The 20,182-nt window shown below is 59.3% G+C and carries 21 protein-coding genes; 7 read left to right on the forward strand and 14 right to left on the reverse strand.

Features of this window, described 5'->3' with window-relative positions; genetic code table 11:
• Positions 1-312 precede the first annotated feature (312 nt).
• Positions 313-1,245, reverse strand: a complete 933-nt coding sequence (nadC, locus tag NG895_RS20460) for a carboxylating nicotinate-nucleotide diphosphorylase (protein ID WP_252854392.1) — start codon at positions 1,243-1,245, stop codon at positions 313-315.
• 110 nt (positions 1,246-1,355) lie between these two features.
• Here nadC and NG895_RS20465 point away from each other — a divergent pair, with 110 nt between their 5' ends.
• Positions 1,356-1,730, forward strand: coding sequence for a ComEA family DNA-binding protein (locus NG895_RS20465; protein WP_252854393.1), 375 nt, complete (start codon positions 1,356-1,358; stop codon positions 1,728-1,730).
• 9 nt (positions 1,731-1,739) lie between these two features.
• On the opposite strand, the gene NG895_RS20470 is transcribed toward NG895_RS20465, so the two are convergent.
• The gene (locus NG895_RS20470; RefSeq protein WP_252854394.1) at positions 1,740-3,542 is read right to left on the reverse strand and encodes an ABC transporter permease; all 1,803 of its coding nucleotides are present in this window, start codon (positions 3,540-3,542) and stop codon (positions 1,740-1,742) included.
• A 119-nt stretch (positions 3,543-3,661) separates the two neighbouring features.
• Complete coding sequence (locus NG895_RS20475; protein WP_252854395.1) at positions 3,662-4,585, reverse strand: serine O-acetyltransferase; 924 nt, start codon at positions 4,583-4,585, stop codon at positions 3,662-3,664.
• A gap of 370 nt (positions 4,586-4,955) precedes the next feature.
• Between NG895_RS20475 and NG895_RS20480 the strand changes: the two genes are divergently transcribed.
• Positions 4,956-6,377 carry a DUF1501 domain-containing protein gene (locus tag NG895_RS20480; protein ID WP_252854396.1) on the forward strand — a complete coding sequence of 474 codons (1,422 nt, stop codon included), beginning with the start codon at positions 4,956-4,958 and terminating at the stop codon, positions 6,375-6,377.
• Positions 6,378-6,389: 12 nt separating this feature from the next.
• Here NG895_RS20480 and NG895_RS20485 read toward each other — a convergent pair whose 3' ends face one another.
• From NG895_RS20485 to NG895_RS20525, 9 genes are all read right to left on the reverse strand, one after another.
• Positions 6,390-7,793 carry an arylsulfatase gene (locus NG895_RS20485; RefSeq protein WP_252854397.1) on the reverse strand — a complete coding sequence of 468 codons (1,404 nt, stop codon included), beginning with the start codon at positions 7,791-7,793 and terminating at the stop codon, positions 6,390-6,392.
• A 91-nt stretch (positions 7,794-7,884) separates the two neighbouring features.
• Positions 7,885-8,715 carry an ABC transporter permease gene (locus tag NG895_RS20490; RefSeq protein ID WP_252854398.1) on the reverse strand — a complete coding sequence of 277 codons (831 nt, stop codon included), beginning with the start codon at positions 8,713-8,715 and terminating at the stop codon, positions 7,885-7,887.
• Positions 8,716-8,771: 56 nt separating this feature from the next.
• A complete protein-coding gene (gene ypfJ, locus NG895_RS20495) occupies positions 8,772-9,632 on the reverse strand; it encodes a KPN_02809 family neutral zinc metallopeptidase (protein ID WP_252854399.1) in 861 nt (286 codons plus the stop codon).
• Between the two features lie 24 nt (positions 9,633-9,656).
• A complete protein-coding gene (locus NG895_RS20500) occupies positions 9,657-11,006 on the reverse strand; it encodes a PDZ domain-containing protein (RefSeq protein WP_252854400.1) in 1,350 nt (449 codons plus the stop codon).
• A gap of 65 nt (positions 11,007-11,071) precedes the next feature.
• Positions 11,072-11,266, reverse strand: coding sequence for a hypothetical protein (locus NG895_RS20505; RefSeq protein WP_252854401.1), 195 nt, complete (start codon positions 11,264-11,266; stop codon positions 11,072-11,074).
• 119 nt (positions 11,267-11,385) lie between these two features.
• Positions 11,386-11,829, reverse strand: coding sequence for a phage holin family protein (locus tag NG895_RS20510; RefSeq protein WP_252854402.1), 444 nt, complete (start codon positions 11,827-11,829; stop codon positions 11,386-11,388).
• Positions 11,830-11,834: 5 nt separating this feature from the next.
• Positions 11,835-12,017: a hypothetical protein gene (locus NG895_RS20515; RefSeq protein WP_252854403.1), complete on the reverse strand. Its 183-nt coding sequence runs from the start codon at positions 12,015-12,017 to the stop codon at positions 11,835-11,837.
• A 28-nt stretch (positions 12,018-12,045) separates the two neighbouring features.
• Entirely contained in the window at positions 12,046-12,498 is a 453-nt protein-coding gene (locus tag NG895_RS20520; RefSeq protein ID WP_252854404.1) for a hypothetical protein, read from the reverse strand.
• An 18-nt stretch (positions 12,499-12,516) separates the two neighbouring features.
• Positions 12,517-12,936 carry a CsbD family protein gene (locus NG895_RS20525; protein WP_252854405.1) on the reverse strand — a complete coding sequence of 140 codons (420 nt, stop codon included), beginning with the start codon at positions 12,934-12,936 and terminating at the stop codon, positions 12,517-12,519.
• A 244-nt stretch (positions 12,937-13,180) separates the two neighbouring features.
• Here NG895_RS20525 and NG895_RS20530 point away from each other — a divergent pair, with 244 nt between their 5' ends.
• The 3 genes from NG895_RS20530 (at position 13,181) to NG895_RS20540 (ending at position 16,480) form a co-directional block, all read left to right on the forward strand.
• Positions 13,181-14,365, forward strand: a complete 1,185-nt coding sequence (locus NG895_RS20530) for an AI-2E family transporter (RefSeq protein ID WP_252854406.1) — start codon at positions 13,181-13,183, stop codon at positions 14,363-14,365.
• 254 nt (positions 14,366-14,619) lie between these two features.
• Positions 14,620-15,798 (forward strand): TIGR03364 family FAD-dependent oxidoreductase, encoded by a 1,179-nt coding sequence (locus tag NG895_RS20535; RefSeq protein ID WP_252854407.1) that lies wholly within the window; start codon positions 14,620-14,622, stop codon positions 15,796-15,798.
• Positions 15,791-16,480: a phosphonatase-like hydrolase gene (locus NG895_RS20540; protein WP_252854408.1), complete on the forward strand. Its 690-nt coding sequence runs from the start codon at positions 15,791-15,793 to the stop codon at positions 16,478-16,480. The genes NG895_RS20535 and NG895_RS20540 overlap by 8 nt, the downstream gene beginning before the upstream one ends.
• Here the strand turns inward: NG895_RS20540 and NG895_RS20545 are convergent.
• Positions 16,477-17,541, reverse strand: coding sequence for a sialate O-acetylesterase (locus tag NG895_RS20545; protein WP_252854409.1), 1,065 nt, complete (start codon positions 17,539-17,541; stop codon positions 16,477-16,479). The two genes, NG895_RS20540 and NG895_RS20545, sit on opposite strands and share 4 nt — an antisense overlap.
• 61 nt (positions 17,542-17,602) lie before the next feature.
• Positions 17,603-18,115: a GNAT family N-acetyltransferase gene (locus NG895_RS20550; protein WP_252854410.1), complete on the reverse strand. Its 513-nt coding sequence runs from the start codon at positions 18,113-18,115 to the stop codon at positions 17,603-17,605.
• A 379-nt stretch (positions 18,116-18,494) separates the two neighbouring features.
• Between NG895_RS20550 and NG895_RS20555 the strand changes: the two genes are divergently transcribed.
• Both NG895_RS20555 and NG895_RS20560 read left to right on the forward strand, forming a co-directional pair.
• Complete coding sequence (locus NG895_RS20555; protein WP_252854411.1) at positions 18,495-19,406, forward strand: DUF1559 family PulG-like putative transporter; 912 nt, start codon at positions 18,495-18,497, stop codon at positions 19,404-19,406.
• Positions 19,403-20,182: a polyphosphate polymerase domain-containing protein gene (locus NG895_RS20560; RefSeq protein WP_252854412.1), complete on the forward strand. Its 780-nt coding sequence runs from the start codon at positions 19,403-19,405 to the stop codon at positions 20,180-20,182. The genes NG895_RS20555 and NG895_RS20560 overlap by 4 nt, the downstream gene beginning before the upstream one ends.

A 20,182-nucleotide genomic window follows, 5' to 3' on the forward strand; every position in this document is an offset into this window, starting at 1 on the left:
AGAGTGAAAGGAAATAAACCTGGCCGCGAACCCATTACACGGCCACATTTGTACGATAATCGCCGCCGAAAATGATGTCAACGAGCTTTTTCGATAATTTCAACAAATCCGGTTGGGCGGACTGGGAAAGCCGACAGACCTCATAACGAGCGGGGCGCATAAAAGGACGCGACGGGGTCCCCTCTAGCTCCCAGCTAAAAACCCGCCGCGTCGGCGATTGACGACCCCTCCCCGGAGTTCGTCTTTCACCGCAAAGCTAGGCCAGGATTAGGGGCTGTCAAACGGCTTCTAAGCGGGCTGTGTCAGCCGATTTCAGCCTGCGGCAGGACTGCCCCGCCAGTCCAGCCCCACGTCGAGCGCCACGGCAGAGTGGGTCAAAGCCCCCACGCTGATGCGGTCGACTCCAGTACGGGCAATATCGCCAATCGTGTCGAGATTCACTCCGCCCGATGCCTCGAGAGCGACGGTGGGGGCAAGACTGTCTCGCATGGCAACTGCCCGTTGCAACTCATCGAGCTTCATGTTGTCCAACAGCACAATATCGGGGCTGGCCGCCAGGACCTGTTCGAGTTGTTCGAGCGTGTCGACTTCCACTTCCAGCGCTTCCACCTTGGCACCGGCAGTTGCCAGATTCTCTCGCACCAATTCGATCGAGTGCTTTAAAGTCAGCCCTTCCTGAGCAGCCAGGGCGACGTGGTTGTCCTTGATCATCACTGCGCGGTGCAGCCCCAGCCGATGATTCAGGCCGCCGCCACACCGCACGGCGTACTTCTCCAGCATCCGCCAGCCCGGAGTAGTCTTGCGGGTGTCGTACACCGTGGCGCGGGTGCCCGCCACCGCATCCACGTATCGGCGAGTGAGTGAGGCAATGCCCGACAGCCGTCCGAGGAAATTCAAGAATACCCGCTCGGCGGTCAGTATGTCGGCGGCCGAGCCGGAAAGCGTGGCGAGCGTTTGTCCTCGTTCGATTGCGTCGCCATCGGTCGCCGCGGGGCGGTATTCGACTAACGTGCCCATCTCTTCCAACACCAACGGCACAACTGTCAGCCCCGCCACGACACCCACCTGCCGTGCGACGATGGCCACGCTGCCCTGCGCTTCGGGCGGTACCAGACAGCGGGTGGTCCAGTCGCACGCATCGCCCACGTCCTCACGGATGGCCAACGAAATCAACTGCCGGGCGGCGCTGGCTACTTCTTCGGACCAGTCGACTTGGGTGAAGTTGGTGTTCACAATGGGATCCATGCGGGAAGGTAGTGATGAGAGATGGCAGGAGTATTGCGGCGAGGCTCGCCGCCTAGCGATTCTGCTAAACTGAGAATCGTCCATTCTACGGTTAATGCTAAGAACGTAGTATGCCCCAACCCCTTCTGAAACCCACCGAACAAGGAACCGTCGCCACGGCTATCGCCGTGTTGCTGGCGGTGGCTTTGGTGGCGTGGATGGTGGCCGGTGGGCGATCGGGGCGACTGATTGAGATCGACGAGGCGGAGCCCGTGCCGTACGCCTTTATGGTGGATGTGAACTCGGCTACGTGGCCGGAACTTGCCCAGTTGCCTGAGATCGGAGAAATCCTCGCGCGGCGCATTGTCGAGACGCGCGAACAGCGGGGGCCGTATCGCACGCGAGAGGACCTGATGGAGGTCAGCGGCATTGGAAGGGTGAAGCTGTCGCGGATGGCGCCGCATTTGTTGCCACTGCCGGACGAACGAGCAGTGGCGGGGCCGTGAGTCTCTTGCTCAATCCGCTGGATCCATATTCGGAGGGGTGAATCGCTTTGGCGGTTGGAAACTGCCGGCGGCCGTCGAAGCGGTGGCATCGGAACGCCCCGCCAGATGTTCGAAGCGGGTCACCAACGAGGAGAGGATGACCAACGAGGCGACAGAATAGGCGCCCAGTCCCAGGACGTAATCTGCCACCATCCAAGGCTCGTGGCTGATCAGGTCTTCGAAGAAAAAGAAACTGGGCACGCTTTGCAGGAATGGAACGCAGGGAATCATGGCGATCTTGATGATCTCGTCATCGCCGCTACCGAACATCATAGGAAGACAGCAGCAAAAGAGGTAGCCGCCACCGACAAAAAACAGGGTGCCCATCGTCGCACCGATCGACTTGAGCGATGTGGATAGACTCAACGAATAGGAGAGCCCCACGGCCGTCGCGAATAAGCCGGAGATGCCGATGGCCAGCAAGTGCAGAACTATGGCGAAGAAGTATTCGGGGGTCAGGGTGGTTTGCAGCAGCCAAACCACGGCCAGGGGGGGGAACATCCAGCGAAACGCGTACAGGTTGCCCAGCGTTTTGGCACCAATGATGTCCTGCCCTGTAAGGGGTGTGGAGATGAGCGAGAGCCAGCAATCACGCTCTTTTTCGTAGGTGATGAGTCCCGCCGCACGTAGCCCCATGAGGATAGCAATGCCGACCCCCCATACCGGCGTGATGATGAACGTGCTCATCAGGTACATTTCGCCTTGTGTGTCCCAGCTTCCTGGACCGGTGGTGCGTATCGATCGATAGACGCCAATCGCCACGGCGATCATGGCGATCATCAAGAGGGCGATGGACATGCGCCCCAGGAAGCCAAGTTTCGTGGCGGCCGATCGAGCGAATAGCTCTTTCCACAGCATGGGGTGCTCGCCGAGGGCCGGTCGGTACCGCAGCGCCGATAGCCACTTCGTCTTACGAGTTTCCTTTTCGCCGCCACTCACCGACCTCAGGTGAACTCGTCGTACGGCGGCCACGGCCAGGATTGCCAGGACGAGGGAAGTGGCCGTTTGCAAGCCGATTGCTTGCCACACTCGAAGGCTACCGACCTGCATGCCCCGGACGTTCATGGTCGTTTGCTCGGTAAGCAGCACGAGGGGATTAATCTGGGAGAAGTATTCCACCGGGTACCGCAGCAAACCGATGAGCCAGCCCGTTGTGCCGCCAGCGCCCATACCCATTAGGCCAAGTCCGAACAGAGGGAGCACAAAAACCAGGGCTTCTACCAGGTAGACGCGGATAATGGCATCGCGTGCCCGTGGCGTCCAAACCGAAATACAGATCGCCCCCACGGTGAGCATCGTCACGGTGCTGGCCAGGCTGGCGAAGTACATCACCAGCAGGTTACCTGGAATGCCACCCAGCAGGCGGAATATGGCCAGTACCGGCAGGGCTACCAGCACCAGTTTGCCAACCAGCAGGAGTTTGCCGGCCAATTTGGAAAGCACGATCTCGGCATTGGACAGATCGGTGGCGAACAAATACTCAATCGTGCGGCGTTCGCGCTCCGAGGCAATTGCCCCTGCGGCGATAGCTGGGGTGACCACTAACGCCGCGATCATGGTTAGCCAGGCAAAAGTCCAGAAGAACGACGAGGCGAGATTGGCCGCCTGCTCGATCGATAGTCGTCCGGTGCGATTGTTGTAGCCTATTGCTTCGGAATAGCAGAGCCATAAGCACATCAGCAACACCGAGGCGAACAACACGCGCAGCGCGAAGTACCTTTTCCGCCGCCCGTTGGCGACCATTTCGGCATTGAATACTGGCCCGAGTAACATGCGGGTCAGTGTAGCAGGTGCCGGCGCGCGGGACCATCATCGCCAACCGAATTGAGGGCGGTGCATTTGGCCCCCAGTCACGGACCGCGCGGCGGTCTGGCTACTTTATTGGCCAGCTACTAGACCTCGGCCCGCATACGGAGTTGGGGCTTTTCGAGCAGTACTGTCGTGCGGGGGGCGACGCTGCGAGTGATCCAGACACTGGACCCGATGACCGCATCGTGGCCGATGACCGTCTCGCCGCCCAGGATCGTGGCATTGGCGTAGATCACCACGCGGTCTTCGATAGTCGGGTGGCGTTTCTGCCCACGAACCAGATTGCCCTCGCCATCGGTGTCGAAACTCAGCGCGCCGAGCGTCACCCCTTGGTAGACTTTGACATGCTCGCCAATGTGGCAGGTCTCGCCAATCACGACGCCCGTACCGTGATCGATGAAAAAATAGTTGCCAATGGTCGCCCCCGGATGAATGTCGATACCGGTACGGCTGTGGGCCCACTCGCTCATCATCCGCGGAATGAACGGAATGTCGAGTTCGTACAGCAGATGTGCCAGACGGTAGACCGTGATTGCCTCGAGACCTGGATAGCAGAAAATCACCTCGTCGCGGCACTTGCAGGCGGGATCGCCGTCATAGGCGGCTTGGACATCCGTGGCCAGCGTGCTGCGAAGCTCCGGCAGCCGGTCGAGGAACAGTAGCGTCTTCGCCTGGCCGAGTGCCTCGTAGTCTTCCTCCTCGGTGCACGAGTCGGTGGCGCCGGCTTCATGCCGCAAAGCCCGGCCAATCTGGCGGGTAAGGCAGTCATGCAGGCGGTCAACCAGATCGCCGACGTAGAATTCGACGTTGCCGCGGTGAAGACCTTCCCGACTGCGAAATCCGGGATAGAGGATCTCGTTCAGATCGTGAATGACGGAGATCACCTCTTCGTAGTTCGGCAACGGGCAGTGGCCCAGGTGATTGATCGTGCCGAGGCTGGCGTAGGTGTCGACCAGACGCTTGGTGAGTTGGGGCAGTTGGTCCTTGAGGCGGAAATCGGTCGCCATGGGTAACGTTCCTTCTGGAGAGTGCGCTGGCAGTTACCAAACGCGGAGGCAGCTAGCAGAGAAACTAGAGCGACGGCAGCCGTGCCGTTTCGCTCGACGGGCGCAGGGTCCGGCGTTTACGCCGGGCTGGTACAGACGCAGCGTGCGAATGGCAAGGAAAGCGGCGGATGGCGGTAAATTTTACCCATTTTGGCGATATTCTACGGGAATCGGATTGTCCCGGCAAACGTCCAAAGGCAAACTCGGCAAACGAGCTGGGCCGTATTTAACCATTCTGCCCCACTTGGTCGCGTTTACCTGCCAACGGGGAAAGCTGTTATAATCGGGTGCACCTTCCCGCCACGCGTTCCGCTAGCCCCTTCCTGGAATCATGCCGAACGACTCCCGACGGACGTTTCTTAAGACCACTTCCCTGGGAATGGGTTCGCTTGCCCTGGGAGAGCTGCTGGCCCGCGACGCCGCTGCTGGCGCTGCTACCAACGTGGGGCAGGGGGTCGTTCAACCTTTGCACTACCCCGCCAAGGCGAAGCGTGTGATCTTTCTGTGCATGGCGGGCGGTCCCTCCCATTTGGAGTTGTTCGATCCCAAGCCGAAGCTCACGGAGCTGGATGGCCAGCCGATGCCCGAGTCGTACACGGCCGGTCAGCAGCTGGCCCAACTGCAGGGGCAGCAACTTCGTTGTTGGGGATCGCAGGCCAAGTTTCGTGAGCATGGCCAGAGCGGCCAAGTGGTCAGCGACTACCTGCCGCACATTGCTGGCATCGCCGACGACATCTGCATCCTGCGTTCGATGAAGACCGAGCAGATCAACCACGACCCTGCCCATACCTTCATGAACACGGGAACGCAGATCTCGGGGCGGCCGAGCATGGGGGCGTGGGTCAATTATGGACTTGGCAGCGACTGCGACGACTTGCCCGGCTTCGTGGTCATGGTGAGCCGCGCAGGCCGCAATCCCCAGCCGGTTGCCTCGCGGCAGTGGCACAGTGGCTTCTTGCCGAGCAAGTACCAGGGGGTGTTATTTCACTCTGCGGGCGACCCGGTGCACTATGTTTCGAATCCAGCAGGGGTCAGTCGTTCGCGGCAACTGGACGTGGTGGACACCATTGGCCAGCTTGATCGAATGCGCGACACGGTGGTGCACAACCCCGAAATCAGCACACGCATTTCGCAGTACGAGCTCGCCTTTCGCATGCAGATGAGCGTGCCGGAGCTGACGGATATTTCGAATGAGCCACAGCATGTCCTGGATAGCTATGGCGTAAAGGGGGCCGATGGCAGCTTTGCGTACAACTGCCTGGTGGCATGCCGACTGGCGGAGCGCGGAGTGCGGTTCGTGCATCTGTATCATCGTGGATGGGACCATCACGATGCGCTGCGGCACTGGTTGGGTATCACCTGTAAGGCCACCGACCAGCCGACGGCCGCTCTCATCCGCGATTTGAAGCAGCGAGGAATGCTGGACGATACCCTGGTGGTGTGGGGAGGCGAGTTTGGACGCACCCCCATGGCTCAGAACAAAGGAGACGTCTCAAAGATCGGCCGCGACCATCACATTCGAGGATTCAGCATGTTCCTGGCCGGCGGCGGCATCAAGCCGGGCGTCACCTACGGCAACACCGACGAGTTGGGCTACAACGCAGAAGAGAACGTGGTGCACGTGCACGATTTGCACGCCACGATGCTCCAGCGGTTGGGCATCAACCACAAGCGACTTACTTATCGCTACCAGGGGCGAGACTTCCGTCTGACTGATGTGCATGGCAACGTGGTGCAGGACATACTAGTCTGAGACACCGTGTGCTTACTTCTTCTTGCGTTTGCCAAACGAGATGATCGGAGAGTCGACGTGGGCCTGGTCCATCATGGCTGCCAATTTGTCAACTACTTCCGGATGCTCGCTGGCGACGTTGTTTGTCTCGCCCAGGTCTTTGGACAGGTCGTATAGCTCCAGTGGACCGTGGCGATCCTTGTTCACGTTCAGCCGCACTCCCTTCCAGTTGCCCCAGCGGACCGCCTGTTTGCCACCCCGCTCGTAGAATTCCCAGTACAGGTACTCATGCTCGGGCTGCTCGCCTGCTCCCAGCAGCGTGGGCAGGTAGCTAATGCCGTCCAGGTCGTCCGGGGTTTCGGCGCCAGCCACATCGCAGGCGGTGGGCAGGAAGTCCCAGAACGCGGATATATGCTCTGATTCAGTACCCGCGGCTATCTTACCGGGCCAGCAGGCAATGGTTGGGACGCGGATGCCACCTTCGTACATGTCTCGCTTGCCGCCCCGCAAAGGGCCGCTGCTGTTGAAATAGTCGCGAGACCAACCACCTTCGGACATGGCCCCATTGTCGCTACTAAAGATGATCAACGTGTTGTCGGCAATGCCGAGTTCTTCCAGCTTCTCGCGAACCTGTCCCACGGTATCATCAAGATAGGTAACCATGCCAGCGAAGGTTGCCTTGGGGTGTTCTTCGGCCCGGTAGCCGTTTCCGGGGAAGGGGACTTCATCGAACTTGCCCAAGAACGGCGCCTTCCACTGGTCCGGCACACTCAGGTCGGCATGCGGTTGTTGCAGCGAGAGATGCAGGAAGAAAGGCTGTCCTGCATGCAACTCAAGGTAATCAAGCGTGTCTTTGAGGAACAGGTCGCCGCTGTACTGCTCGCCCTCTTTGCCTTGGTTGTTCGGGTATAGGAGCTTCGCCCCATCGCGATACAACTCCTTGGGATAGTAGCGGTGGGCGGCGCCGTGGCCGATGTAACCGAAAAAATGGTCGAAACCCTTGCGGTTGGGCAGCGCCCCGTCCTCGCTACGGCACGACAGTCCGCTCTTGCCGATCATGGCCGTGTGGTAGCCGGCATCCTTCAGCACTCGGGCGACGGTGATGTCGTGTGGATCCTCGCGAAACTCGATGTCGCCGTTGAAACGTTGATAGACGTGCCCTGTGTGCGTTCCAGTTAACAGGCAGGCTCGCGAAGGCGCGCAAACGGTGGAGCCGGCGTAGTGCTGAGTGAGCTTCATTCCGTCGCGTGCCATTTGATCGAGGTGGGGTGTCTCGAAATTCTGTTGTCCAAAACTGCCCAGATCGCCGTAGCCGAGATCGTCGGCCAAGATAAAGATGATGTTCGGCCGTTGCGTTTCGCCAAGACATGCCAGGGGAGTCAAGCTCAACAAAGTAGATGCGAGTGCGAGGACGGCATATCGAGATGAAGAGAACATCCGATTCCTTTTGCGGAGACTGGTCAGTGGGAGCAGGGTCGGGAACGTCGCAGAGCCTATAGCGTACCATGATCGGGCACGGATTGCTCGCCTACAGCGCGAGGTAGCGTGAGCCCCATCGCCGGGCGACCATCAACACGGCGAAGGCCATCGCAATCATCAGCAGCGACACCGCCACGGCGCCCGGTAGATTGCCGATACTGAGCTCCAGAAATACGGTTGTCGAGAGCACTTCGGTCTTTCCACGTGTCGCTCCCGCGAACACTAGAAGCGGTCCGAATTCCCCTAGCGCCCGGGCCCACGCCAATGTGCCCGCGGTAATGAGCCCTGGCGCGGTTTCCGGCAGTACCACCAGCGAAAATGCCTGGCTGCGGCTGCAACCAAGCGTGAGAGCCACCTGCTCCAGGCGGGGTTCGATCTGATCGAACGTTGCCCGCATCACACGCACGGCCAGTGCACAGGACACCACGAACTGGGCCAGTATCACGGCCGGAACCTCGTAGACGATGCGCGAACGGATCGACTCGTCGAAATACTGGAACAAGATCAGCAAACTCAGTCCCACCACCAGCGGGGGCAGTACGAACGGGATGTCGAGCATCGCGTCCAGAAAGTTCTTGCCGCGGAATTGATGTCGGGAAAACAGGTAGCCAATTGGCACGGCGAATAACAAAGAGAGCAGAGCCGTGATAGTGGTCGATACCAGACTCAGCCAGATGGAGTACTGAATGCTGGGATCGGCCAGCGAAGAAATTATCGCAGGCCCCGTTCCCGGGGGCTCAAGACCTTCCGCCGAACTGGGAGGACTGATCAAGTAGGCAGCATCCGCCGCCAGCATACCAGCGATAAGCAGCAGGTAGGTGCTGCTAATCAGGATGAGCACGGTGTAAAACGGAAAATCACTTGCAGGTTTGCGAGCCATTTCCTCGTTTCCGACTCAAGCGGTGCCATCTTTCGCGGTAGATGAATGCAGGGGCCTTACAGTTCGTCCGCGTCGAACGTATTGCCACCCAGCATATCACCACTCTGCAGCCCCTTGTAGAACCATCGCACCCGTTGTTCCGAGGTGCCATGAGTGAACGACTCGGGTACGACATAGCCTTGGGCCTGGCGTTGCAGGCGGTCGTCGCCGATGGCGCTGGCGGCATTGATAGCCTCTTTGATGTCGCCCTCTTCCAGAAGTTGCCAGTTTTTCTGCGTGTGATGTGCCCAAACTCCGGCAAGGTAGTCGGCTTGCAGTTCCATGCGAACCGAAAGCCTGTTGTACTCTTCTTGGGTCAGACGAGCCCGTTGCGATTGAACCCGATCGGAAATACCGAGTAGATTTTGCACATGGTGCCCTACTTCGTGAGCGACTACGTAGGCCTGGGCGAAGTCGCCGGGGGCCTTAAAACGCTGCTTCATCTGCTCGAAGAACGACAAATCGAGATAGACTTTCTCGTCCAGCGGGCAGTAGAACGGCCCCGTGGCGGCGCTAGCGAAGCCGCAGGCGGACTGCACGCGATTGGTGAAGAGCACCAGTGTCGGCTGGGTGTATTCGACGTTCTCGGCAGCAAAAAGTTGTGACCACACGTCCTCGGTTTCCGCCAGCACGATACTTACAAACTCCGCCATCTGCTCTTCTTGTGGGCTGAATTCCTGGTCGCCCGCGCGTTGCACGTCTACGCCGAGATTCATGTCGTCCACCACTTTGGCCGCCTGTTGCGGGTCGCCACCCAGCAGGGTGACAGCCAGAATGATGAGCAAACCGATCAATCCACCTCCAACGCCAACAGCTTTGGGTGAGACCCTGCGGCGGTCCTCCACGTTGGTGCTCTTGCGTCGACCTTCCGTTCGCATCTGCCGGCTCCTGAATTGTGATGGCTAGCGGTTCACAGTGATTGAGATTTCACGTCGGCCACTCAGATCTACCAGGCGGAACGCGATGGGACCCCGACTTTGCTTCACGGCATTCTCCAAGTCGTTGGGGTGTAGCAACGCATCGCCATTGGCGGAAAGCAGAATCATTCCCTCTCGAATGCCTGCACGGGCTGCGGGGCTGTCTCGATCGACTCGCGCAACTTTCACGGCGGCTTCCGCATTGTAGAAAGTAAGCTCGCCATGAATGCCGAGTCCGCCTGACGCCGAGCCCGAGCCAGCTGCTGGAGTTCGCCCTAGCTTGGTTGACTGAGCAACACCAGCACTCTTGACCTCGACTGGCACGTCACGCCCAGATCGGATATCCCTCACGACAACCGTCAATCGCCTGGCCGCGTCGGGAACCGCCTTGGCCAGTTCGACGGCGCTGGAGACTTGTTGATTGCCAACACCCACGATCACGTCGCCGGGCTCGATTCCAGCCAGCGCGGCGCCCGATCCCTCTTGAGCGCGCTGCACTGTTACGCCCTCGACTGCGTCGTCCGGCTCTTCCAACACCAGACCCAGTGCCGTCTGGATGCGCTCGGCTGCTACTTGCGATTCGTCCGGTGTATCATCGGTTTCATGGCCGGGCTTGGCCGCTGATCTGTCGACGGGCAAGTCGACGCTGGCAACGCGGCCAGAGTTCACGTCAATGACAATCAGGGCAATCGAGCCATCGTTGCTCTCGGCGTGTCGCAGATCGGCTGCCGAAGAAAGAGGCCGGTGGTTGATGCCCACAATCACATCACCCGGTTGCAAGCCAGCTGCCTGTGCTGATCCCGAGTTGGCAACCTTTTGCACTTGCAGTCCCAGTCGACCTCCCGCAAGCACCGCCTTGCAGGTCATGCCATAGGCATCGACAGTCGAGGGCGTGCGGCCGAGACTGGAGTCATCCACATGGCCGTCCTGACTGGGGCGGAGCACCGTGTACCAGTTGCCTGCAGCGGTCCAAGTGCCGTGGTCGGACGGACTCAGTCGCGCGCGGATCGACTCGCCCACCTCGGGAAGCTGCGGCGTCCTTTGTTGCCCCGAATTCATTCCTACCTGGTTCAAGGTCACGTAGACCACATTGCCAGCCGCGGGCAGCCTAGCGCCGCTGGGTTCTCGATAGCGTTGGCGTGGGGCATTGCTGGTGAGCCGCAGCTCGACAAGTCTTACCTTGTCGTCGCTGCTGTAGACTCGTTGAACTTGTCCCTCGACGGTTTGTGCCGACGGCGCGGAGGGGGCAGTCTGACCGATTGCTGCCAAGCTCGCTATTGCCAGGAGAGCAATTTGGGCGAGCAAGTTCGTGGTCACGCGTCGTAAGCGATCCATACATCCGCTCCTTCAACAACCGATGCGTGGTTGGGCTCGTCTCCATCGACAGACGCGACTTGGGGCTACCAAGGCTTGAGCTTCCAGCCTAGGACAAATCCCACTCCCAAGCACCACAGGGCGACGACTTGGGGCTTCTGTCGGGCGTACTCGTGGAGGTAGTCTACCAGATCGGGAACTGGTTGCATGTCGGAATGCTGGGAATGTTCCATCGGTGAGTGCCCCTGCTGAGCGGCGGATTCTGCTGTAGTCTCATTCATCTCGCAATTAACTCCTAGTGGTGGGATCCAGCGCCAAGAGCAGGTACCACCGCTGCTGTGGCGGACGATTCGATTGTCTAACTCTTGAAATACCGTCGCAATAGTCTGAAGGGGGGCGGCTAATCGTGATCGCCTGGTCCCTGCGGCGTGGCCTCGTCGTGCGGATCTGCCAGTCCCCGCTTGAGGCATTCTATGTTCTGTACTAGTTCGTCGACGGTCTGCGACAGCATGGACAGGCCGCGATTGATGGACGACCTGGCGGCTACCAGCAACACCGCGGCCAGCACTACAGCGCCGCCACCGGTCAGGGCAAGGCTGGCAGATCTGGAAAGCTCCTGCGAGGATTCCAGCCAAGCAGCAGCGGACAATAGCAGCACTGGCGCGGCGGCCAACAGCAAGCAGATGGCTACGGCTACCAGGAGGGCGGCCACGCGTGTCGACTTGCCTGCGGCCGCGGCGTCCGCGCGCAGCAGCATGATTTGCAGTTCGCCCAACTCGAGCAGATTGCGGACTAGATGCCCGGAGGATTTTGGTTTGGTGGAGGTCTTTGGGGCGTTGTTCATGGCGTCTACTTCCTTCGCTTCACTAGCCACCCCAGGGCCACACCGAGGACGACTCCCGTTCCCACCACGACGGCCGGGTGTTTGTCCAGCCAGCCAGCAACCTTGTTCTGCACGGCTGCAAGGTGGCTGTCGGCTGACGAAGCTTGTTGGGCGGGCTCGGTTGCTTTTGGTGTCGGAGTGATGCTCATTGCCATTGTTGCCTGTTGAACTCAATCGCTAATCTTTAGCGTGTCCTTGCTCTCCCAGAAGGTTTCCTACATACGCCACGGCGGCCCTAGCTGCGATTGTGCCAAGCCCCAGCATCGCCTTTTGGGTAAAACTGGCGGTCTGCGCCGGCTTGGGTTCGGAGACGATATGCAGCTTGCCGGCGTCGGCCAGTTCCTTGATTTGTTCGTCTGACACGACGATGGGCCCCGGCTTCTTCGACGGCACCAGTGCGTAGCCAGCCAGCACGGCGGCCCCCAGGCAGGCAAAGGGAAACTTCTTCACGTAGTATTCCCAATGTGTGGCGTCATGAACTCTTTGCGACGCACCGGCAATATCCCGTTCCAGGTCGCCACGTACCGTGGCCATGCGCTCACGGAGCTGCTCGGCGTCCAGGTTGGGGGAAGGGCGACCGTTCGACCCCGGAGTGCCGGGGGTTGGTTGCCCTGCAGGTGGCGTGGCCATCGGGATATTTGCCTTGGGTTACTTCGAGCGAAGGACGAGTGCAACAACCACGCCGGCAACCAGCCCCGCGCCGAAGGCCACGGCGACCGATTCCACTGGCCGGGTGCGGACCAGCTTTTCTGCCCGGGCGTGCTGGGCTTGGAGTTCTCCCTTAACGCGATCGACAGCCTCTCCTGAGGAGTCCTTGGCCTGATCGTAGTATTCGCGTGCCGTGTTGGCGACTTGCTGCAGTACGGGGCGAAACTGCTGCTCAAGATCAGCCAGGCATTTTGCGACTTCGTCGTGGGTTTGGCCGGTCTGCTGCTGAATCCATCCCACGAACTGGTCGAAATTGCCCCGGAAATCGCGGAGCTCGTCGTCGTTCAATTGTCCCCAGGCTTCCTTGACCTTGCCTTTGAGCTCCGTCCAGCCGCCCTGTATCTGGTCTTGTGTAGCCATCTGTAAACTCCACCGCTGGTAAACTGTTAGACTAGTTCTATAGAATCATACCTGTCGTCAGGCCCGCTCATTCGACTAAGTTGTGCGAGCCCCTGATCATCGCCGAAGGGTGGTGCTGGCAACCTCGAATGGGAGAAATTCCCAACAAAATATTATAAGCCCTATGACGACCGGTGGGTATTACTTTTCGTAGCGATGTTGTTTTGCTCCTAAGGATGGGGAATCGAGTCCGAAAGGTTCGGCAATGAATGAAGATTCGGCTACCAATGCGGGCCTAGGCAACGCCGCTGCAACTCATCTCCACCGTGTGGATCAGGCTAAACTACCACCGACCGAACCGGTACAACCGGCGCAATCCGATCAGCCACTGCTACGGAATTTACGCGGAATCCGATACTGCCTGATCGCGCTGGCGGTGCTGGCGTTGTTCCACACCCTGTATTTCGCCCGCGCGATTCTGCTCCCGATGGCGATGGCCGTCGTGTTGGGGCTGGTACTCAAGCCGGTACGGCGAAAGTTGACTCATCTGGGGCTCCCCAACATGGCGGCCGCCGCCGTCGTGTTTGTCACGTTCACTGCGATACTGGCGGTCGCGATTAGCCTGCTGTGGCAGCCTGCAAACCACTGGTTGGAGCAGGCTCCCGAGATTCTGCACGACCTGCGCAAGCAACTTGAGGGTGGCGGGGGACCGCTGGAGAGCCTTGCCGAAGCTGAACAGGAGCTCGACAAACTGACGGCAATGACCGAGAAAGCCGCTCGCAGCGATCAACCGATGGCGGTGCGGGTCGAACAGCCCGCGCTGACCAGCCAATTGCTCAACACCACGGGCAGTCTCGCGACCTCACTGGGCATCACGCTATCGCTGCTCTTCTTCCTGCTAGCCGCCGGCGATCAGTTTCTCGAGAAAGCCGTCCAAGTTCGCAAGTCATGGACGGAGAAGTGGGACACCGTGCTCTTGGTGAAAGAAATCGAGCACAAGATGTCCACCTACCTGGGAACCATCACGCTTATCAACATTGGCCTGGGGGCCACGATTGCCTGCGGCCTGTGGATGATTGGGATGCCACATCCGCTGCTGTGGGGTGTGCTAGCCGCGCTGTTGAACTACATACCCTTCGCGGGGCTCGTGATTGGCGTGTGCGTCGTGTTTATTGTGGCGTTCAAGGATTTTGGCAATGTGCCCCATGCGCTGCTCGCGCCTGCGGTGTACCTGGCGGCCAATGGGCTGGAGGCCAACCTCGTGACTCCTGCCGTGTTGCGGAAGTCGATCAGCCTGAATCCTGTGGTCATTTTGGTCGCCGTGTTTCTCGGCGGCTGGTGCTGGGGAATTGGCGGTATCTTCTTAGCGGTGCCGTACCTGCTGACCTTCAAGATCATCTGCGATGCCAACAAACGCCTGGAGCCGATCGGCGTGTTCTTGAGCCGCTAGAGCCGTTGCCTTGACTTTGGAGTGTTTTCGGCGCCTGGCAGAATGGTCAACTGCGATGCGCTGCAGGTCAAATGGGCGACACCTGCTACGGCCAACCGAGCTACTCTCACACGGCGAAGGTCACCCGCTGCTTTACGGAGCTCACTGAGGTTTGCTAGCCTGCGGGGACGAAGGAGGAACCGCGAAGCCTCGCGACCCTGCGGATGGGCCGATGGGATCCTTCTATTTAACACTCAAAGGCAATCCCAATCGGCATGCAAGACGATCATCCTAGCGGCGAGACCGACCTGCTGGTCATCGGAGGAGGCATCCTCGGCACTTTCTATGCCTACCATGCAGTGCAGCGCGGCTTGCGGGTGGTACTGGTCGAACGCCACGCGGCTCCTCTGGGAGCCACGGTCCGAAACTTCGGTCAGGTAGTGCCTTCGGGCATGAACCACGCATGGCAGCTTCTCGGACGCGAGAGCCTGAATATCTACCAAGCCATCCACAAACAGTTCCCACTGCCGCTGCGGCAACTGGGCAGCATTTACCTGGCGTCGGACCAGGAAGAGATGACCTTGCTAGAGGAACTCCACACCCGCAACCAGTCGGTCGACTATCCGTCGGAGCTGTGGACCAGCGGGCAGTGCCGGGAACGCTATCCGCAGTTGCGCGGCGACTACTGTCATGGCGGGTTGTATTTTCCGGCCGAGCTGTCGGTGACACCACGGCTCCTGATCCGGCGACTGCACGAATACTTGCGGCAGCAACCAGGCTTTCGGAGCTACTTTGGTACCTGCGTCAAGGAATTGCAGCCAACGGGGGGCGGCCCGGTGACCGCGGTCACCACTGCGAGGCACACCCTGCGGGCAGACAAAGTGGTACTTTGCTGCGGTGCCGAACTCCAGCAGTTGTATCCCCAGGTTTTCCAGGCCAGCGACATCGAGTCGGTGAAGTTGCAGATGCTGCGGCTCGCGCCCCAACCGCAGGCCAGTCTGCCGGGTAACGTGCTGACGGGCCTTTCGATTCGTCGTTACGAGAGCTTCAGCGAGTGCCCGTCGTGGGGAGAAATCAAGGCTCGCGAGGCAGCCGACAGTTTCGAGAAGCGATATGGGATACACATATTGCTGAAGCAGGAACCCGATGGTGGCATCATACTGGGCGATTCGCACGAATACGCGCCGGCCGCCGATCCGGCGCAGCTATCGTTCGAGTTGCGCAGCGACATTAATGACTACTTCCTGACCGCAGCTCGGCGGATGTTCGACTTGCCTTCGTGGAACGTCGAAGCGTCGTGGTATGGCATCTACTGTCAGACGAAGCATCCCTCCGGCATTTTTGCCACCGAGGTGGAGGACAACATTCATATTTCTACGGCAATCGGCGGCAAGGGCATGACCAGCAGCGCCGGATTCGCCCAACACGACTTAAGGAGGATCTACCATGATTGAACTCGTCGTCTTTGACATGGCTGGCACCACGGTTGACGAAGACAACGTGGTCTATAAGACCGTTCGAGCGGCGGTGAACGCCGCGGGGTACGACTTCAGCCAGGACCAAGTGCAGACCTTCGGGGCGGGGAAAGAAAAATCGCAGGCTATTCGCGACGTGCTGGCGATCGATGGACAGCCGCACACCGAAGAGGAAGTCCAGCAGATTTTCGCCGACTTCAAACAGCGCTTGGCAACCGCCTACAAGGATCTGAACGTACGCGAGCAACCCGGCGCCAAGGAGACCTTTGCTGCCTTGCGCGAGCGGGGCATCAAGTCGGTACTCAACACCGGCTACGACCGTGCGATGGCCGAATCGCTTGTCGCGAAGCTCGGCTGGCAGGTGGGCCGCGAGATTGATGCCTTGGTGACCGCCAGCGACGTGCCGAACAATCGGCCACATCCCGACATGATCCACAAAGCCATCGAATTGACCGGTGTCAGCTCTCCTAAAGCCGTGGCAAAGGTCGGCGACTCGAAGATCGACATCGAGGAAGGCAAGAACGCCGGTTGCGGCATGACGTTCGGCATCACCACCGGTGCGCAGACCGAAGCCCAGTTGGTTGAGGCTCAGCCCACTGCTGTCTTAAACCGTCTGTTGGAACTGGTCGATGCCGTAGCGACGGAGAACTGCTCCAGCTAACCGCTCTGATGCGACGTGTTGGAACTCAACTCCAACACCGACTCGCCAAAGGCCTGGCCGATTTCGTAAATGATCTTTGGGCTGCCCAGGTAGTGGTACGGTCGGTCGTCGCCGTAGTTGCGCCAGTTCTCGATGTCGTCTTGCCAGGTCTTGAAGGCCTCGGCCGCGGCGGGGTCCCAGTACTGATCGGTCTTCACCACGGCCACGTTGCCCTGGAACTCGGGCAACTCGGCCGCGGCGGCTTGTCGCGCCTTGAACCGCTCGCGCTTGTCGTTCGCAGCATCCTCGCCAGTGTAGGGACCGTCGACTCCAAGCTGCCCAATGACCACCGGCAGCTTGGGGGCGTCGAGGTCGCGGCGAATGTCCTGAATGAAGTGAACCATGTTGTTGGTATAGGCTTGTGAGTACTCGTCCCGCACCATATCGTTCCAGCCTTGAAACCAAACGAACCCAGCCAATTGAAGTTCTTTTCCCTTGAGCTGCGGAAAGAGGTCCTGGTAGTTTTCTTGCACGCGGGCGATCTCCTCGAGCATATCGCGATAGTCTTTGCCGTAGCTCTTGCGAATGTCGTCGAGCGTAGCGTCTGGGGATTTGCGGCGCGCCGCCTCCAAGTCCTTGGCGAGCTGCTGGTGGTTGGGTTGTAAAGCCGAGGGCGAGCGAAAGTCGCGGAACAGCGACCGGCCACCCCAGGCGACTTTGATGATCAGTACGGGCTGGTCGAGCGCGTTGCCCACCGTCCAGCCAAAACCCAACTCGGGCCCGAATCGCCCGCGGCTACCGTAGTCGACTTCCAGCGGGCCGTGCCGGTCGAAGAACGTGATGAAGACATCGTCCCTAGCCACAAAGTTGCCCTCGCCATCGTGCAAGTGAGCGAACTGCTTCTTCGTTCGCTCGGCCTTGATCTGCCTGGAGAGAGTCTCCAGCGATGCCTTGCCTTCCATGTTCGACTGACCGGCGAGAATAAACACCTGGACTTTGTCGGATTCGGCCCGAGCCTGGCCCATCGCAATAGTGGCCACAACCAAGGCGTTCAGGATCACAGCCAGTGCAGGTCTTGTCATTGCTTGCTCCAGGTGGGGTTCGTCCATCGAATCGGTATTGTAGCACTCGTTGTGTCGGCGTTCATGAAGTCGCCGAAAAAGCCTCGTGAAACTGTACGACGCCCCGTGGTTTCGCGTCCTGTAGATGGAGCACGAAGAACACCTCGGGCGGAACGCCGGAGACGGAGAGTTCCGTCGTTGTTTTAAAGCCAAACTTCCGATAGTACGCCGGATGTCCCACCAGACAGCACCCTTGCGCGTTCAATCGCTTGAGCTGCGCGAGCCCGGTCTCGATCAGGGCTTTGCCAATGCCTTGCCGCTGGTAGTCGGGGTGTACCGAGACGGGACCCAGGCCGTACCAATCGGTGGTGCCGTCGGAAATGGTGACAGGCGAGAACGCGATGTGCCCCACAGTGTGGCTGTCCCGCTCAGCAACCAGAGATATAGAGAGCACACCTGCGCTTCGCAGCGCCCGGACGATGAACTGCTCCGTATGGCTACTGATTTGCAACGTTTCAAAGGCGGCGATCGTCACTTTGGTGATAGAGGCTTCGTCCTCAGGCATTTCATCACGGATGGTCAGGGCGGTTGTCACGTTATTGAGGTAGTTAGTCGTCGGCAGGGCGTGGAAGCGATTTTTTGGTCACTGTGCGAATCAGGTGTCCAGTGAACCGTTCTGACACACTTTTGGGTGGCGAATGGGCGTAAGGGTGGTGAAATCGGGTCGGCCTTCCGGTCAATCCCTCTTTTGTAGGGCGATCTTCCAAAAAAAATGAGATAAATCGACCTTTCGACCATGGAACGGTGTTAAGAATCTGTTAAGAATCGGTCTATGATAGGAGTTAGGCGGAGAGGAAGGAGAACAAGAGGCCATCGTCGGTACGACGGACCTCACTCCTTCCGACGGAACTTAGTGAGGAATACACTTGGACACACCTTGGAATTATCGCCGAATATTGCGAACTGGTTTCACCTTGGTCGAGTTGCTTGTGGTGCTGGCCATTATCGGGGTGCTTGTGGCCCTGATGCTGCCCGCGGTGCAAATGGCACGCGAGGCTTCGCGTCGCTCCACGTGCCAGAATAATCTCCGTCAGGTTGGCGTCGCCACCCTGAACTTCGAAACCGCCCACGGCAAGTTTCCCCCTGGCAAGAAGTGGTCGGGACCACGTACCGATCCCAACACGTTCGACTACGCCTGGGCTTGCATCATCCTCAATCATCTCGAGGAAGAGGCCATCTACGACAAGATCGACTTCAACTACAAATTGGTTTCGCCAGAGAACATTCCGGCGACCAGCCAGATCATCTCTACCTATCTCTGTCCCAGTGCCTCGACCTTGGAGCCGCATCGCTCGCCGGGCGGATTCATTCAGGGACTCGGCGGTCAGCCAGGTGAAGGTCTTGGCTGCATCGACTACTTGGGAATCTCGGGACCCGACAAGAAGAAGCCCAACCCCGTTACCGGTGTCGACTACGGACCGCAGCGTGGCATTCTGCTCGGCACCAAGGGGCTCGAGAAAGAAGACATCCTGATCGAACCACCGTCGGTTACCACGGCAAAAATCACCGACGGACTTTCCAACACCTTGATGGTGGCCGAGTGCACGGGCCGCGGCGCAGACGTGAATAGTCAGGGCGAGATAAAGGGGCTGACCGGTGCTTGGGCGCTCGGTGGCAACATCACCCATATCAAGAAGGGCGTCAACGACGAAGAGCCTCCCAAAGTGTGGGAAGACGAACGCGTCTTCTCCGACCACCCCGGTGGGGCTAACTCTCTGGCCGCGGATGGTTCGGTTCATTTTCTCACCGACGACATGGAACCTCAGGTGCTTCGCAGCTATTGTTCTCGAAACGGCGAAGAGATCGTTGAGGCGTTGGGCAAATGATTAGTGCTATCGTGCGAGATGCTCCTCTGGATGACGAGATCGATTCGGAGCTTGCCAGGTTCTCCCCCGTCACGCTCCGCGAAATCGAGTCGGTGAGCTTGATGAATCGGGTCGACACCAAATACGTGGCCAACGACCAGTTGCTGCCATCGTTGCTGGCGATGCTCCGCGATAGCTACAAAGTGCTCGAAGTCGAAGGGATGCGTCGCTCGCCGTACGAGTCGCTCTATTTCGATACTGCCCGCCGCGACTGCTACCTCGACCACCACAACGGCCGGGCCACCCGCCTCAAGTTTCGCCAGCGCCGGTATAAAAGCTCCGGCGTGACCTTCTTCGAAGTCAAGCAGAAGACCAATCGAGGCCGGACCGTCAAGACACGGATCCCCATTCCCGCCATCGAAGACCAGCTGAACGAGGACTCCAAGGAGTTGCTCGGAACAACTCGCTCCAAATACACTCAGTTGGAGCCGCAGATTTGGACTCTCTTCTCTCGCCTCACGCTGGTGGGCATCGACATTGCCGAGCGGGTTACCATCGACACCAACCTGGAGTTCTGCGATAGCCAGCAAGATCAGCCGCTCGAAGGCGTGATGATCATCGAGGTCAAGCAGGAACGCAACCAGCGTGGTTCGCCGATCCGCCAGTGCCTCCGGCAATTGGGAGTCCGCCCCATGCGATTCAGCAAGTACTGCATCGGCAGCGCCATGCTCGACCCTAATCTCAAACGCAACCGGTTCAAACGCAAGTTGATGGCTGTCGGTTCGCACACCTTGTGA

It is taken from the genome of Aeoliella straminimaris (genome assembly GCF_024054565.1).
GTDB classification, from domain to species: Bacteria; Planctomycetota; Planctomycetia; order Pirellulales; family Lacipirellulaceae; genus Aeoliella; species Aeoliella straminimaris.